The organism is Deefgea piscis, from assembly GCF_019665785.1.
In the GTDB taxonomy this organism is placed as follows: domain Bacteria; phylum Pseudomonadota; class Gammaproteobacteria; order Burkholderiales; family Chitinibacteraceae; genus Deefgea.
Map to the genome: position 1 here is coordinate 3,108,093 of NZ_CP081149.1, position 15,279 is coordinate 3,123,371.

Below are 15,279 nucleotides of genomic sequence, written 5' to 3' on the forward strand. Positions count from 1 at the left end.
ATAGCCTCTTTGATTGACTAGTTATCCACGACGATTTGGCTGCCAACTTCATTAGATAAATCTTGCTCATGATTTGCTGCTTCTTTAGCTTGACGACCGAGTATTGGACGAAAACTTTCCCAGTCAAAAACAATTTCTTCTCCCCCGTCTTCACGCAAGCGGTCAATCACACGAGCGCCTAGAAAACTGATGTATTTATCACGGGTAAGGTTGGTAATAAAGATGGTTGATTTACGGTGCATATAGCGCCAATTTAGAATCTCAAACAAGATGCTTAATTCATTGTCAGAGCCAGATTGAATACCCACTTCATCCAAAATAAGTAACATTGGTTGTGCGTAACGGTTCAGCACCTCACTTTCGCTCACTTCGCTATCAGAGCGCCATGTGGCCCGCACGCGGCGAATCATGGTAGAAACCGTCGTATACTTAACGTAAAAGCCTTCTTTACGCATCAAGGCATTGGCAATCGCAATTGCGAGATGAGTTTTTCCTGTGCCGATTTGGCCTGAGAAAATAAAGCAGCGCCCCTTATAAATAGTGTCAAAGCCTGCAACAAACTTTTGTGCAAAGTTGAGCGTCGCAATTTGTTTTGGCAGAGTCGCTTGATATGTTGAAAGCTCGCACTTTTCGAAACGAGGAGGAATATCTGCATAGTCTTTACGCTCGTTCCAGCGACGGATGTACTCATTGTGCGCTTTCAATTCCTGCTCTTGCTTTTCGCGCTCATGCAGACACGCCCTACATTTCATTCCATATGTCGGCATCCAACCATGCTGGGGACACTCAATCAATTTATCCCTAGGTACGGGCATCCAATAAAAACCATATTTTTCCATCTGCTCTTCTTGCTCACGAAAATTCAATTCATCATCTACGTCGTCAGTACTGTTAACATTAGTCATTATAATAGGCCTCCTTGGCCATAGTTTTGCGATGAAAAGTTATCGTGATTACCCGTCTTGACCTTGGATTTAGCAGGCGTGAACTCTAAAACCCGACTAAACCAGTTAGTCAAAAAACTGGCGTAGTTCGATTTTTTCTTACTTGGATTAGCAATTAGCCATGCAGCGGCTTTTGCCTTTTCTTTTTCAATGTCTACAGTTGGGTGTGCTTTTGTCCACGTCGCCAATTGAGCGTCACTAATGTCAGAAAATTTTCCAGTACCCATATCGAAGTTCACTTTCTGTTGCGATGAACGCTTGCGTTCAGTTGGTGCTGCAGAGTCATGCTCTTGATATGTTTCTTGTTGCTGTTCTTGTTGCTGTTCTTGCTCCTGATTAGGCAAACCGTTATCGAAACCATTACCTAAACCGTTACCCGAACCGTTACCTAAACCATTACCTAAACCGTTACCCGAACCGTTACCCGAACCGTTACCCGAACCGTTACCCGAACCGTTACCCGAACCGTTACCCGAACCGTTACCCGAACCGTTTGTATTTAGTTTTGTGCTCAATGGATTTACTGCACGGTAAAACGCAGTCAAGAAAGTTTTTTGGGCGCTCGCACTGCCCCCTAAAGTCTGAATAAATTGCTCAAAGTGCTGTAGAGCCTCGGTCTTCAAAGCACACTCTGGCAGCTCGCCAATATCACTGGTCCAACCTAGAATTACATTCGGATTGGCAGGTGCATTATGTTTAATTGCATTTGGTAGCCAAACAAGTCGCGCATCAAAATCAACCTTCACCATGCCTTGCTCAATTAACTCAGCCAAAACACGGTCAAGGTCTGCCAAATCCCAATTCAGTTCTTCGGCGAGAGCCGCCCGACCCAAACGAAATAGACCAGGAATGATTTTAGTGTGCGGCCCAGTTAGTAAATACAACCACAATGCTTGGCCACTTGGCTGCATTGCAGACAACGAGCGAAATTTCGTATCAGACCAAATACTGGTCTTTACTTGGCGATATCGACTCATAATTACTCCATTCTTTCAATTATAAAAAAGCCTCAACATTCTCAAATAAACGTGAATGTTGAGGACAGATGCGCTGATAAAAGTAATGTTTCGATTTGAATTAATGCCGATTACGATTTGGTTGATGGGCGAGAATTAACCCATGCTTGTACCTCATCAGAGCGCCAAGCAACCGACTTGGCAGTTAAGCGCACAGGAGCAGGAAAATCACCTTGGGCCACAAGAGCATAAATGGCAGAACGGCCCAAGCCTGTGATGTTCTCGACCCGAGGACGGCGCAACAAATGAATATATTCATCCAAATTTTGGTGCTTCATGCTGAATCCTTTATTAGATTGTTAAAGAACAGGTAAGCTCACCTCGTGCAGTGACGGAAGTGACAAGACAAATTTTATGCCCAAAAAAAAGCCGAACTTCCCAGTTCGGCTAATTCGGCTAACGCGGTTTTTTATGCGGTTTTAAACGGCATCAACTAATTCTTCTTTTCTATTTTTTCGCCATCTATCAAGCGCATCTTGAATATTATTGAAGGTAGACTGGGTCTTTGCCTTACCTTCACTTTTATCTGCATCCCAATAAAAACAACGATTTTCTATATCAACACTCAGTAGTCGCCCCATTTCACGCTCTACCCATTGAGGCGCAGAGGTATGTTCATGCCACTCGTTTAACAAATTCAATATCTCAAATATGCTTGCGGTACGGCCATATGTTTCAATTACCCAAGCCGCAGCGACAATCATACGAATATTTGCATTTTTGCAGCGACTAAAACAAGGCGGTGCTGTTGGCTCGCTTTTACAAACGATTGATGCTGAAGCCGAACGAGCATCAAGCTGGGGTTTAGTCGTCGCTTGAGATTTAGCACTCATATTTGCCAACTCTCGTACAAGCGTGTAAATCGGCAACTGAAAAGCATCGGCCCAAGTAATCCAATCAGACAAAGCTCCAATCTTAGGTACGGGCTGACCATCATCTAGTTGCCGCTGAATTACTTGCATAAATTGATAAGCTAACTTGGCCGCAGCAGTCGTTGCGTTATGTTTACGCCAGCCGCCTTGCGCCTCTAATCCACTTAAATCTGACAATCCATACTGTGAATTGATATTTAATTTTAAGTGCTCCGGTGGTGGCAAGCCTACCAATAAAAATGCCGCTTCAGCAGCGGCAATCATTGAAGAATTCTGATATTTATCCCAATCAACGGGTGATAACGCAGCAAAAAATGTATCTCCAAGGAGAACACCAGTATCGTCAAATGGATAAAATGCTTTAGTCGTCATAATCAGAGGTGTCCAAAGTTTTTTTTAATTGTAACTGAGCCACCTCCTCCATCACATTCCACAGAATACCAAGATGGCATTTGTCACATTTAAGCAACTTTTCGACTCAAATTGATGACGTTGCCGACATATAACTCTGTCAAATAGACCTCCCAGTTAGACAGCACGGTGCGTTTTTCCTCTAAATAATCGTACTTATCATAATGCCGTGATTGAATACCACCTAAGCCATGCGACTGTAGTTGTGCCCGCAAATCGCTTGAAACGCCGCGAGCAGCCAAATGTGTTTCAACAGTACGCCGTATATCCCCACCACGAAATGGCTCAGTAGATGCCCCCTCGGCCAACATCGCTTTGCTAATTCGAGAAACTCGACTAGATACGGTCTTTACAAAGTCCGTAGCAGAAATTGCATCCAAACAAAATAACTGACCGTTTCGTGAATTAACGATTTCCAATGCTTCACCCTGAAGTGGCAGAACGTGACGCCGAGCTTGCTGACGGCGACCCTTACTATCACGAATAACAATAACTGGATTACCTTCAGTATCTTTTTCCAGCCCTGCTGTAGCCAACTGCGTAAAACGTTGGCCACCTAACAATATGGCCAAGCGTAAAATATCACGAACGTCTACATTTTGGACCTTGAGAATGTGCTTTTGAAATTCAATCAACTCCGAACGACTTAAGGCGCGCTCGCCTGCTCTATTGTGCTCAGATAGGGCCTTAATGCGGTCTACGGGGTTATGCGTCAGCTTGAAACCAAGCATGGCTGATGGGGCATTAGGGTCGTCAGGGGCGGTTAATGCCATTTCAAAGGCGGTTCGTAAGTAACTGCGCACTTTACCCGCAGTTCGACCTTTACCATCCTCGACTAATTTACGAATAATCGGAATCAAATCATCACGTGTGATAGCGGCGGCGTTTTTTGCTCGAAGTTTTTCGGGAATGTGACAGTTGAGCGCATTTTCAACCTCACGAAATGATACTTTCCCACGCTTGGCTAGCGTGGTCACATAGGCTTTCAATAGCAAGCCCAAAGAGTAACTTTTCAGCTCTTCCTCCGCTTGTTTTTTCTGAGCGCGTACTGTTCGAGGGTCAACCCCAGCATCAATTAATGCTCTTTGCTCTGATGCCCAGTCTCGTGCACTTTTGTCGCTATGGTCAGTCTGACTACCCAAAACCATCTTGGCGCGAGAACCGTCACTGGCCGTGTAAATAAACATCCAGTCTTTAGTGCCAGATGGGCGAACCCGTAAGAAAAGACACTCACCATCAGATAGTAAAAAATCTTTATCAACTGGCTTCGTTTTGCCTTTATGAGTCATACCAGGCTTGGCATTTTTTATCGTCGACGCACTTAGTAATTTGACCGCCATATACCCACCCACCCTATCTAATTTGGGGAACACTCTGGGGAACATTTTACTCTAGAAACACATGGAACACCATAGCCAGAAAACAACTTAAGTCATTGTTTTATAAAACATTAATTGATTCCATGAAAATCCAAGAAAAGCCAAAATGACGGACTTAAAATCCCTCGCCGAAAGGTGTGCGGGTTCAAGTCCCGCTCCGAGCACCACTAATAGAATCAAGGGTTTAGCTGAAAAGCTAGACCCTTTTTTCTTGCCTGCAAGTTAGCCAAACCCTCTCATGGGACACTGGTGGGACATCAGAGCGCACCCAAATTATCCTACAGTCCGTTAACTGCGCTTATAACTTACAACAATCGCATAAATTTAGATAAAAAATACATTAAAGCAATTAATTAATTACTAATAATGTAAAAATATTGTTTTTTTTCTTAGAGCTGCCGCCGCAATGCACTAGATTGATACAAATCCCCTCTGGGTCGGGATATTGATTGAGGTGCACTATGTTTTTTAAACAAAGTCGGTTAATTAGCCAATTAGACAGCGCGGCCGAAGCGGCTTTACGTGGCGATATGCCACGCTGGACTATGGATGGTGATGAGAAGTGGCGCGCCATTGGCGATAAATTACATCGCATCTGGCATAAAAACAGCGAAGCGCTTTCAGCTGCCCTGCATGAAAAACGCGCTTTACATGATGAAGTAAGCGCTTTGCAGGAAGAATTAGCCAAGGAAAAAACGCAGTACAGTGCTTTAGAAAAACGTTTTGATCTAGTGAATCAAGCATCCAGCGAAGGCCTGTGGGATATGAGCGTAGTAGCGGGTGATCCGCTTAATCCCGCCAATGTATTTTGGTGGTCACCGACCTTCAGGCGTTTGCTCGGGTTTACCGATGAGCGAGATTTTCCGAATGTGCTCGGCAGCTGGGCTAACCTTTTGCACCCTGAAGATAAAGACAGCACACTCACCGCCTTTGCTGATCACTTAAATGATAAAAGCGGGCGTACCCCTTACGATATTGAATACCGCCTGCAATGCAAAGATAAGCAATATCGCTGGTTCCGAGCCAGAGGCGCAACGCAACGTAATAGTGAAGGTATACCGCTTAGAGTGGCGGGCTCTTTGGAGGGTATTTCCCTGCGCAAAAAAAACGAGGCCGAGCTGGATAAAACGCTAACTCGATTCGAACTGAGTAGCGCGATGCTGTCCGAAGGCTTGTGGGATATGGAAGTCGATGTAGAAAACCCCGTTAATCCGCAAAATGCCTTCTGGTGGTCAGAGCAATTTAGAGCTTTATTGGGTTTTAATTCGGTGAACGAATTTCCGGATGTGCTAGAAAGCTGGGCCAGCCGCTTACACCCGGATGAAAAGCAAAACGTACTGGATGCATTTGCCGCTCATTTAAACGATAAAACCGGCAAAACGCCCTACAGCATCGAATACCGCCTGAAGTGTAAAAATAACGAATATCACTGGTTTCGCGCCAGAGGCAAAACCCGCCGAGACAGCAACGGCGCGCCACTGCGCGTGGTGGGGGCTTTGGTCGCCATTGATGCCGAAAAGAAATCCGAAGCGCTCAGCGGAGAAAGCTCGCAAAGGCAGAGCCTAGAAAAAAGCCTTGCCGAAATCGCCACCATTGTCGGCACCATTAAATCGATTGCCGATCAAACCAATTTACTGGCGCTGAACGCCGCCATCGAAGCCGCCCGCGCTGGTGAGGCGGGCCGTGGCTTTGCTGTGGTGGCCGATGAAGTCAGAAAACTCGCCGAAAGAACCAGTGCCGCAACGCTAGATGTAGAAAGCCTAGTTCGGCAGAGCAAGTAAACCGCGAGCGTCGATGCAAGAAACGCTCCGAACCAGCGATAAAGGGTTTAGCTGAAAAGCTAAACCCTTTTTTGTCATCAATTAGACCCAACATCGCTTTTGATCGCTGATTCATATCCGTCATTGATTTTGGCCTCTGTACGATGCGCATATTTTATAAAGTCAGTAGATGCTTCTGGCCTGTGTTGAACCAAGATAATCTCATAGGCGGTTTATCAGCTGCTGATTCGAAAAAATCGAATCATTTCTTGCAGTTGCGAGGCCTGTACATTCATTTCTTCGGATGTAGCAGACAGTCGCTCCGATTCATTGGCATTGATTTGAGTTGCTTGTACTAACTGACAAATCGCCGAATTGATCTGTTCCAATCCATAGCTTTGTTCACGAGAAGCGGTACTGATTTCTTGCACCAAAATCGCAGTTCGACAAATAGAAGGGACCATCTGCTCAAGTAAGTCACCAGCTCGCTCAGCAAGTAACACACTATCGCGTGCGACTTGAGAAACTTCTTGAGCTGCGAATTTACTATTGCCAGCCAGTTTGCGAACTTCGGCCGCAACAACAGCAAAACTCTTACCATGAATGCCTGCTCGAGCAGCTTCAATTGCGGCATTGAGCGCCAATAAATCAGTGCGATAGGCGATCTCATCAATAACGCTGATTTTTTTTGCAATTTGTCGCATTGCGTCAACGGTTTGCTTAAAAACCTCGCCGCCTTCAATCGCACTCGCTGAAGATTGGCTGGCGATCTCATCAGTTGCACGCGCATTTTCAGAAGCAAGGGCAATTGAAGACGACATTTCCTCAACAGCGGCACTCGTTTGCTCAACACTCACCGCCTGCTCTGACGCGCCTTGACTTAAAGACTGTGATGACACCAAAATTTCATTCGATGCAAATGTCAGTAACGATGACGCTTGGCTCACATTCACCATCACATCCGCTAAGCGCGCAACCATCATTTTGGTGTGGTAAAGCAAACTCACATTATCATTTTTTTCTAAATCAATCTGAACAGTAAGGTCGCCCCGAGAAATGGTTTGGATAATATGAGAAGCGCGCTGTGGCTCACAGCCCAGACAGCGAAAAATGATTCGATACGCAACAATTAATAAGCCAATAATGAAAATAAGTCCTGCTGCCAATAGCGCAAACATGAAATAGGTAATCTGTGATGCTCTATGCTCTGCTTGATCAATCGCTGTTTGTGTTCGGTTGTCTAACAAGGTAAAAAACTCATCGACCGGTTTCATAATCATGATTTTATTTTGATGATATTTTGTATCGTGCATGATTTGAGCCGCCATTTTCATATTTGGCGGGCCTTTAATCGTGAATTGCCCATTTGCATCAAGAAATAGACCTTTGACTGCATTCATTGCAATCACTTCCGTCTTTACTAATTCATCAGAATTATTCGCGGCTTCCACCAGTTTTTTCATTTCAGCTTCGGTAAAACCGGTTTCACGCATCAGCTCGGTTAAAGCGATTTTTACCTGACTATCAGGACGTGGGGGTTGATTGCCGTTGGCGACAAGATCCCAGTAGATGCGCTGATAAGCTTCAGGTCGAAACCGTACACCATTGCGAATATCTAATATGGCCATATACTGCGCTTCATAGCGCGCATCGCCAGTGAGCACATAAGTTCTGGCTAAGCGGGTTAAATCATCTGAGCTTTGGCGCAATTCATCGGCAAGTAAATAAGACTCATAACGAGATTTTTGCGCCTTATTAATGTCTGCATTCGCAATATTGGAAAGATGATTGGTCACTATGATCATGCCCAATAGTGCGGCAACGCCCAACGCTAAGATATAAAAAATCTGTTTAATACTCATTGACCATGACATTACAAGCGGCATTTCCACACCCCACCTTAATCATAAATTTCAAAACTAGAAATAAAACTAGTTGTAATGATTTATAGTTGCCTCTCAGTCGATAAGCACGGATAAAGTAAAGTTTGGAAAAAAACAAACTACTATTCAAAATTAGCGCCAAGGTCAAAGACCAAAACTGCAAATGGCCTTCAAATCACAGCAGATCATCATCCTTTAAACAACAAAACCTGATCCCAAACCACTGAAGTTTAAGATACGCTGACTTAAAATTGGCGCTCTCCAAGCAAGGCTGACGATATGCTCGATGCACTGATTAAATAGGCAATATCGCTTGACGCCCCAGCGCTGCGAAACAGAAAATCCGACCCAAATCAATACACTCGACAGATAACAAGGTAGAATTCGGACTTGAGCTGGGCTTGCCAAATGTCGAACGATTAAACCGCACCAGCGCAGCAAGAAAGCAAACGCTCACAAACCCTAGACCGCGCTGGCGACTGGGGTTTTTTGTTTTGTGATGGATTTAGTGGTTTATATCTTTGGGTATTGGCAGCTAGATCTTGATATACCTAATTTAGTAGCAGATACCCACTCTAGGCCTGATATGAGCAAGATCGATACCGCCCGCGTTTTATCCATCATCCCACCGATGACGCAATTGAATACGCCCTATCCATCCACGGCGTATTTAACGGGCTTTTTGCGCTCGCAAGGCGTGCAAGCGCAGCAAACCGACTTGGCGTTGGCCTTGATGCTCAAGCTGTTTTCTAAAGACGGTTTACTCGACGTTCGCAAAAAAATCGACAAAATCCCGCCCAAAAAACGCACGCCGCAGGTGGCGCTATTTGACGCGACGTTTGATCGCTACCTCAGCACGATCACGCCAACCATGGCGTTTTTGCAAGGCCGCGATTCCACCATCGGCCACCGCATTTGCAGCCGCAATTTTCTGCCTGAAGGCCAGCGTTTTGCCCAGCTCGATGCCTATGTCGACGACGAGGGGGGCGATCCGCTTGCGTGGGCCTTTGGTGCGCTCGGCATGCAAGACCGCGCGCGGCATTTGGGTACGCTGTATTTAAACGATATCGCCGATGTATTACGTGAAGCGGTAGATTCGCGCTTTGAATTTGTTCGCTACGCCGAGTCATTAGCGATGTCGCAAGCGACGTTTGATCCGCTAGCGCGGGCGCTGGCCGCGCCCACCACGATGGTCGATGATTATTTGGCGGAGCTGACGCTAGAATCTATCGCGCAGCACCAGCCCAATATCGTCTTACTGTCTGTGCCCTTCCCCGGCGCGGTATATGCCGCTTTCCGAATTGCCCAAACGATTCGCAAGCAATACCCCGATATGGTCATTGCTCTGGGTGGTGGTTTTGCCAATACCGAATTGCGCGAACTCAAAGAGCCGCGCGTTTTTGATTACTTTGATTTCGTGATGCTCGATGCCGGTGAGCGCCCCTTGTTGGCGCTGCTGGAGCACTTAAAAGGCAAACGCTCACAACAGCGTTTGGTGCGCACCTTTACCCGCGCTGATGGCGCGGTGAAATACATCAACTTCGTCGAGCCTGAAGTGCCGTTTGGCGAAGTCGGTACACCAACGTGGGATGGCTTGCCGCTTGATCGCTACCTATCACTACTCGATATGCTCAACCCAATGCACCGGCTGTGGTCGGATGGGCGCTGGAATAAGCTCACCGTGGCGCACGGCTGCTATTGGAAAAAATGTAGCTTTTGCGATATTACCCTCGATTATATTTCGCGCTATGAAACCACCACCGCCGAAGTATTGGTCGATCGCATCGAAGCCATCATCGCCGAAACTGGGCAAACTGGTTTTCACTTTGTCGATGAAGCTGCGCCACCGAAAGCGCTGAAAGCACTCGCTGAAGAACTGATTCGCCGCAATGTATCGATTTCTTGGTGGGGCAATATTCGCTTTGAAAAAACCTTTAGCCCAGATCTTTGCCGATTGCTCGCCGAAAGTGGCTGCATCGCGATTTCTGGCGGGCTTGAGGTCGCATCCGATCGTTTACTGACCTTGATGAAAAAAGGCGTTTCGGTCGAGCAAGTGGCCAAAGTGACGCAAAGTTTTACCGAGGCCGGCGTGTTGGTGCACGCGTATTTGATGTACGGTTTTCCAACGCAAACGGTGCAAGACACCGTCGATGCGCTCGAATACGTGCGGCAGCTATTTGATAATGGCTGTATTCAATCTGGGTTTTTCCACCGTTTTGCCTGCACGGTGCACTCCCCAGTTGGCAAAAATCCAGAAGAATTTGGCGTTACGCTGGAAAAGCTCCCCGAAATCAGCTTTGCCACCAATGATATTGGCTTTATGGATCCAACCGGGGTTGATCATGATGCGCTCGGTCGAGCGCTGAATAAAGCGCTGTATAACTATATGCACGGCATTGGTTTAGATGACGATGTGCGCGTTTGGTTTGATAGCAAAGTACCGCGCACCACCATTGCCAAACATCGCCTAGCCAAAGCATTGCAGCAATATTAAGTCGACGGGCCATCGTTGAATATCCACAGTCAAACGATGGCTAGTCTTCAAGCTGCAGTGATAAGCGGTTAAATAATGCGTTGAATCGACAATGACGGAATGCGCTGTCTTTGCTCAATGCAGTCGCTATCGCCCGCTTCATATTCACGACAAATCCAAGGGCGCTGCGCATAAATCGTACACAGCATATTGCTGCGATTGAGCGCCGCGCACCAACCATCGGCCAGGCGATGCATAATCTCGCCACCCCAAGCATCCTTTTCAATAAACTCAGCAGGCACCTCATCATCGCCAGCAATCAGCATCACTTCTAATTGGCAACAACAGGCTTTACAACTACTACACGATACAGCATTAGACATAGACCTCCATGGGTATATCATTACAACCTATATTAAATAAAGCTTACTGCCATATACCCAGTAGTCGGGCTTTGTTCCGATTACGTGTTGATGGTTTTAGGTGCCTACGGGACGGTAATACCGTTTACTGAAGAACTTTTTTTTGACGCAGAGACGCAAAGGCGCAGAGAAAAACTAATTCATAACTCAAACAACGCGCAAGCATGGCGATTTGCTGATATTTTGCACTGTTTGCTAGTTCGCAGCGACCGGCACGGCATCAGCGGCACATCACCAACGATGAAGCAATCCGCTGCTTAGCGAATATACGGCAAAACAATCTCATCACTGCGGCTAGCCCCGGCGGTCACGCTGCGGCAAAGCTCTAAAAACGCCGTAATTCCTGCGGTGCGATATTTTTGTTTGTGCAACACAAAATGAAATTGCCGCGCCAAATCCAGGCCCACGACAGGTAACTCGATCAAACTGCCACGGCGAAACGCTTCTTTTAGCGCCAAACGTGAAATACAACCAATCCCCAAACCCGACTCCACCGCGCGTTTAATCGCCTCGGTATGCTCTAGCTCCAACCGGATATCGAGCTTAGATTGCACATGCCGCATCGCGTAATCAAAGGTTTGCCGAGTGCCAGACCCCGATTCCCGAACAATCCAAGACGCCGCGAGCAAATCAGCAAAATCAATCACCCCACCTTGCTGTAATTTGTTCGCCAAGGGATGCTCGGGCGCAGCAAATACCGCTAACTCATCGGCAATCCATGGGATGACATCTAAATCTGCATGCTGGCAATCGCCTTCAATCAAGCCCAAATCCAGCTCATAATGCGCCACTTGCCGCACAATATGCGCGGTATTATGCACCCCCAATGAAACACGGCAGCCCGGATGCTGCCGCATAAAATCACCAATGAGTAAGGTAGCGAGATAATTGCCAATAGTCAGCGTCGCACCGACCCGCATCGGGCCAAAGCCAGATCGCCCGGCTAATAAAGCGTCAATCTCTGCCGCATGATCGAGTAACTGGATGGCTTGTGGTAATAAAGCTGCGCCCAATTCATTCAGTTGCAAGCGTTTGCCAATCCGATCAAACAAGCGCCGATCATACACGCGCTCTAATTCAGATAGCGCCGTACTGGTCGCCGATTGCGATAAACCTACGCATTCTGCGGCCCGAGACACGCTCTCGCCACGACCTACGGCCACAAACACCTCTAACTGGCGTAGGGTGAATTTCATTTCGATACCTTCAATTGATTTTTAAAATTCAATCTGCACTATAAATATCTGATTGGCTGACAGCAAGCGTTTATAATTTAAAGCTTCTGATCGTTAAATCATTTCACTGGGTCGTTGAAAAAAACCAGTAGCTTGATGCCCTATTTGGCCAGCAACGATCACCGACTTTATTGATTAATAACGTATGCAAATAACCATCGACGCTCAGCCTCAGCTCGAGCAAAACATCGCCGCTGCTCGCGCCTGTTTTATTGCCGATTGCACTCAAAGCGTGGCGATTTTATTGCCCGTCATTGAGCAGGCCCAAGATGCCCCGCAAACAGAAATCAATGCGCAATTACTCTTGGCTCAATGCTACTGGGCACTCGATGATAGCGCTGCAGGCCATGCGGCCTTAGATCGGGCTGAAACGCTGATCAAAAGCCATAAATCGCCGCATCAGCATGCCGAATATGAGCATGCCCGGGCACGACTATTGCTATCGAATAACCAATACCTCGCCGCACTTAAATTGTGGATGAGCTGCTTAAAAAAAGCGTTGCCATTACACGCCTACGATTTATATGTGCACGCCTGTATTGGCATCGGCAATATCTATTGCGCCTATCAACAATATGGCGACGCTTTGCACTGGCATGAAATGGCCTTGGAATTTGCACCGCATAGCCAGCAACATGAATTACTCGCCAATAGTTATTTACACGTTGCGGCCGATTTAAATCTGTTAGGCGAATACGACATTGCGCTGTCTTTATCTACGCAAGGCGAGGCGATATTTTTATCCAGCCAGCACAAAGCGTGGTTGGCTGAATGGTATAGCTATAGAGGCGAAGCTCATCTTGAGCTAGCAGAATATACCCAAGCCAAAACTTGGCTACACACCGCATGGAACTTAAATCAAAAGCTCAATTATCGCTGGTGCCAAGCCAATAATTTGCTGGCCTTAGGCCGCGTTTATATGGCGACCCAAGAGCCGCTATCGGCCAAGCAATATCTACTGATGGCACTCAATCTGATTCAATCGTTTGAATCCAATCCCTTGCGGCTCAAGGTTTATCACTTGTTAGCGCAATTGGGTGAGCAAATAGCAGACTTTAAAATGGCGTGGGAGTATCGCCGCCAATACCAACAATTGGCGCTGCAAGACGCACAACAAATTGCCAAAGATAAAATCACCTCGGCGCTCGAACGCAGAATGAAAGAGCTCGATATTCAATTGCTGTTTTTACAAACGCAACAAGAAAACATCATCTTGCGGCAAAAAAGCTCGGCCGATTCTGAATTACTCAGCTCACTGCGCAGCGCCACTTTGCAAGACCCCTTAACCGGCCTGAGCAACCGCCGTCATCTCGAACAAGAAATGCCCAGAATGTATCAGCGCTGTATCGAAGAGCAGCGTCCATTCTCGGTGTTGATGGTCGATTTAGATCATTTCAAACACATTAACGATCGCTTCGGCCACCCGATAGGCGATGTTGTGATTCAAAATACCGCGCAGATTTTGCTGCAATCTTGCCGAAGTGGCGATCTGATTGTCCGTTTCGGCGGCGAGGAATTTGTGCTCTTACTACCGGGTGCTGCTGGCGATATCGCCTCAGACATTGCCGAGCGAATTCGACAAAAAATTGAAACCCATTCTTGGCAAGATAGCCATATCGATTTACGCGTCAGCGCCAGCATTGGTGCTGCCGAATATCACGACGAGCCCGATGCCCAAACCTTGATCAAACACGCCGATCAAGCGCTGTATCAAGCCAAACACCTTGGCCGTAACCGTGTGGAGTTATATCGATGATGTGTGCAACAGCAACTAGCGACTTGGCACTACTACGCCATACCCTCTACCGCGATCACGATACCGCCGAGATTGACCACACTATTCGACACGCCAAAAAAACGCATCAATTATCGCTATTGGCACAAGCGCTGCTTTGTCGTGGCGAGTATTTAATCGATATCGGCGAACAGCCCAGTGCCGCCAGCAAAGACTTTCGCGAGGCCGGCATACTCGCCCGCCAACTGAATGACTGGTCTTTACTCGCCCAAACATTACATTGGCAAGCGCAATGCCAATTGCATTTGGGCGAATACATGCGGGCGCTGGATATTTGGTTGCAAGCCCTGCAAACGGCCATCGACGCGGAAGATCATCCCGCTTTTGTACGCAGCTACTCAGGCATTGCCCAAGTCTGTTTAGTATTTGGTCAGGCCGAGCTCGCGCTAGAGTACCAACAACGCGCCTTTGATTTAGCCGCCAACATCGCCGATGCCACGCTGTTTACTGATTGCCTACTGGCTTTAATCGCCAATTGCTACCAGCTTAAGCATTACACCGAAGTCGAGCGGCTATTGGCACAATTAAGCGAGCACCTGGCAAAAAATCCCCGCATCGAAGCCCAAGCTGAATTTCATATTTATACCGGCTTAGTATTATTTGATCACCAACAGCTCAGCGCGGCATTTGATCAATTGCAAACGGCGAAAACATTAGCGCAAAACTATGGTGGTTTATGGTGCCGATCTTTAGTGGCCTTAATTTTAGGGCGCATTTATTTACATCAAAATCAACACGCTGCCGCGCGGCAATCACTTGAGTTTTGCCTTGAATTGGGCGAACAAATTCGTGGCTTTAATATGAGCCAACAAGCGCATGAATTACTGGAAACGCTGTGCATAGAGCAAGGTGATTACCAAAGCGCCTTAAGCCACCTCAAAGCGGGCCATGCCAAACAGCTACAACAACTGCAATCCAAAGCCGAAAGAAAATTGCAGCGCATTTCACAAAAACAGCTCAACCCACTTGAACTTGAATTGCGCTTAGCTTTAAGCCGAATTCGCTATCGAGCGACATCAGTAGCAAGCCCTTCGCCGCATTACAATGGATAAATAGCAACAAGCTGACCAAAATAATATGCCTTTTGCT

At 46.8% G+C, this 15,279-nt stretch carries 12 protein-coding genes; 4 read left to right on the forward strand and 8 right to left on the reverse strand.

Annotation, left to right across the window (positions count from 1 at the left end; all coding sequences use genetic code 11):
* Nucleotides 1-17 precede the first annotated feature (17 nt).
* From K4H25_RS14490 to K4H25_RS14510, 5 genes are all read right to left on the reverse strand, one after another.
* Nucleotides 18-905, reverse strand: coding sequence for an ATP-binding protein (locus K4H25_RS14490; RefSeq protein WP_221021127.1), 888 nt, complete (start codon nt 903-905; stop codon nt 18-20).
* Nucleotides 905-1,828, reverse strand: coding sequence for a hypothetical protein (locus K4H25_RS14495; RefSeq protein WP_221021128.1), 924 nt, complete (start codon nt 1,826-1,828; stop codon nt 905-907). The genes K4H25_RS14490 and K4H25_RS14495 overlap by 1 nt, the downstream gene beginning before the upstream one ends.
* Before the next feature lie 203 nt (nt 1,829-2,031).
* On the reverse strand, nt 2,032-2,238 hold the full coding sequence (locus K4H25_RS14500; RefSeq protein ID WP_221021129.1) for a helix-turn-helix transcriptional regulator: 207 nt from the start codon (nt 2,236-2,238) through the stop codon (nt 2,032-2,034).
* Nucleotides 2,239-2,379: 141 nt separating this feature from the next.
* Nucleotides 2,380-3,204, reverse strand: coding sequence for a hypothetical protein (locus K4H25_RS14505; protein ID WP_221021130.1), 825 nt, complete (start codon nt 3,202-3,204; stop codon nt 2,380-2,382).
* Nucleotides 3,205-3,293: 89 nt separating this feature from the next.
* On the reverse strand, nt 3,294-4,583 hold the full coding sequence (locus K4H25_RS14510) for a tyrosine-type recombinase/integrase (protein WP_221021131.1): 1,290 nt from the start codon (nt 4,581-4,583) through the stop codon (nt 3,294-3,296).
* A gap of 500 nt (nt 4,584-5,083) precedes the next feature.
* On the opposite strand from K4H25_RS14510, the gene K4H25_RS17075 reads away from it, so the two are divergent.
* Entirely contained in the window at nt 5,084-6,403 is a 1,320-nt protein-coding gene (locus K4H25_RS17075) for a methyl-accepting chemotaxis protein (RefSeq protein ID WP_221021132.1), read from the forward strand.
* 215 nt (nt 6,404-6,618) lie between these two features.
* Here the strand turns inward: K4H25_RS17075 and K4H25_RS14520 are convergent, their stop codons facing one another.
* Nucleotides 6,619-8,244: a methyl-accepting chemotaxis protein gene (locus tag K4H25_RS14520; protein WP_221021133.1), complete on the reverse strand. Its 1,626-nt coding sequence runs from the start codon at nt 8,242-8,244 to the stop codon at nt 6,619-6,621.
* 607 nt (nt 8,245-8,851) lie between these two features.
* Between K4H25_RS14520 and K4H25_RS14525 the strand changes: the two genes are divergently transcribed.
* Entirely contained in the window at nt 8,852-10,759 is a 1,908-nt protein-coding gene (locus K4H25_RS14525) for a B12-binding domain-containing radical SAM protein (protein WP_221021134.1), read from the forward strand.
* 68 nt (nt 10,760-10,827) lie between these two features.
* On the opposite strand, the gene K4H25_RS14530 is transcribed toward K4H25_RS14525, so the two are convergent.
* Both K4H25_RS14530 and K4H25_RS14535 read right to left on the reverse strand, forming a co-directional pair.
* On the reverse strand, nt 10,828-11,121 hold the full coding sequence (locus tag K4H25_RS14530) for a YkgJ family cysteine cluster protein (RefSeq protein ID WP_221021135.1): 294 nt from the start codon (nt 11,119-11,121) through the stop codon (nt 10,828-10,830).
* A 296-nt stretch (nt 11,122-11,417) separates the two neighbouring features.
* On the reverse strand, nt 11,418-12,356 hold the full coding sequence (locus K4H25_RS14535) for a LysR substrate-binding domain-containing protein (RefSeq protein WP_221021136.1): 939 nt from the start codon (nt 12,354-12,356) through the stop codon (nt 11,418-11,420).
* A gap of 184 nt (nt 12,357-12,540) precedes the next feature.
* On the opposite strand from K4H25_RS14535, the gene K4H25_RS14540 reads away from it, so the two are divergent.
* Nucleotides 12,541-14,151: a GGDEF domain-containing protein gene (locus tag K4H25_RS14540; RefSeq protein WP_221021137.1), complete on the forward strand. Its 1,611-nt coding sequence runs from the start codon at nt 12,541-12,543 to the stop codon at nt 14,149-14,151.
* Entirely contained in the window at nt 14,148-15,242 is a 1,095-nt protein-coding gene (locus tag K4H25_RS14545) for a tetratricopeptide repeat protein (protein ID WP_221021138.1), read from the forward strand. Before K4H25_RS14540 ends, K4H25_RS14545 begins: the two co-directional genes overlap by 4 nt.
* Nucleotides 15,243-15,279: the final 37 nt, after the last annotated feature.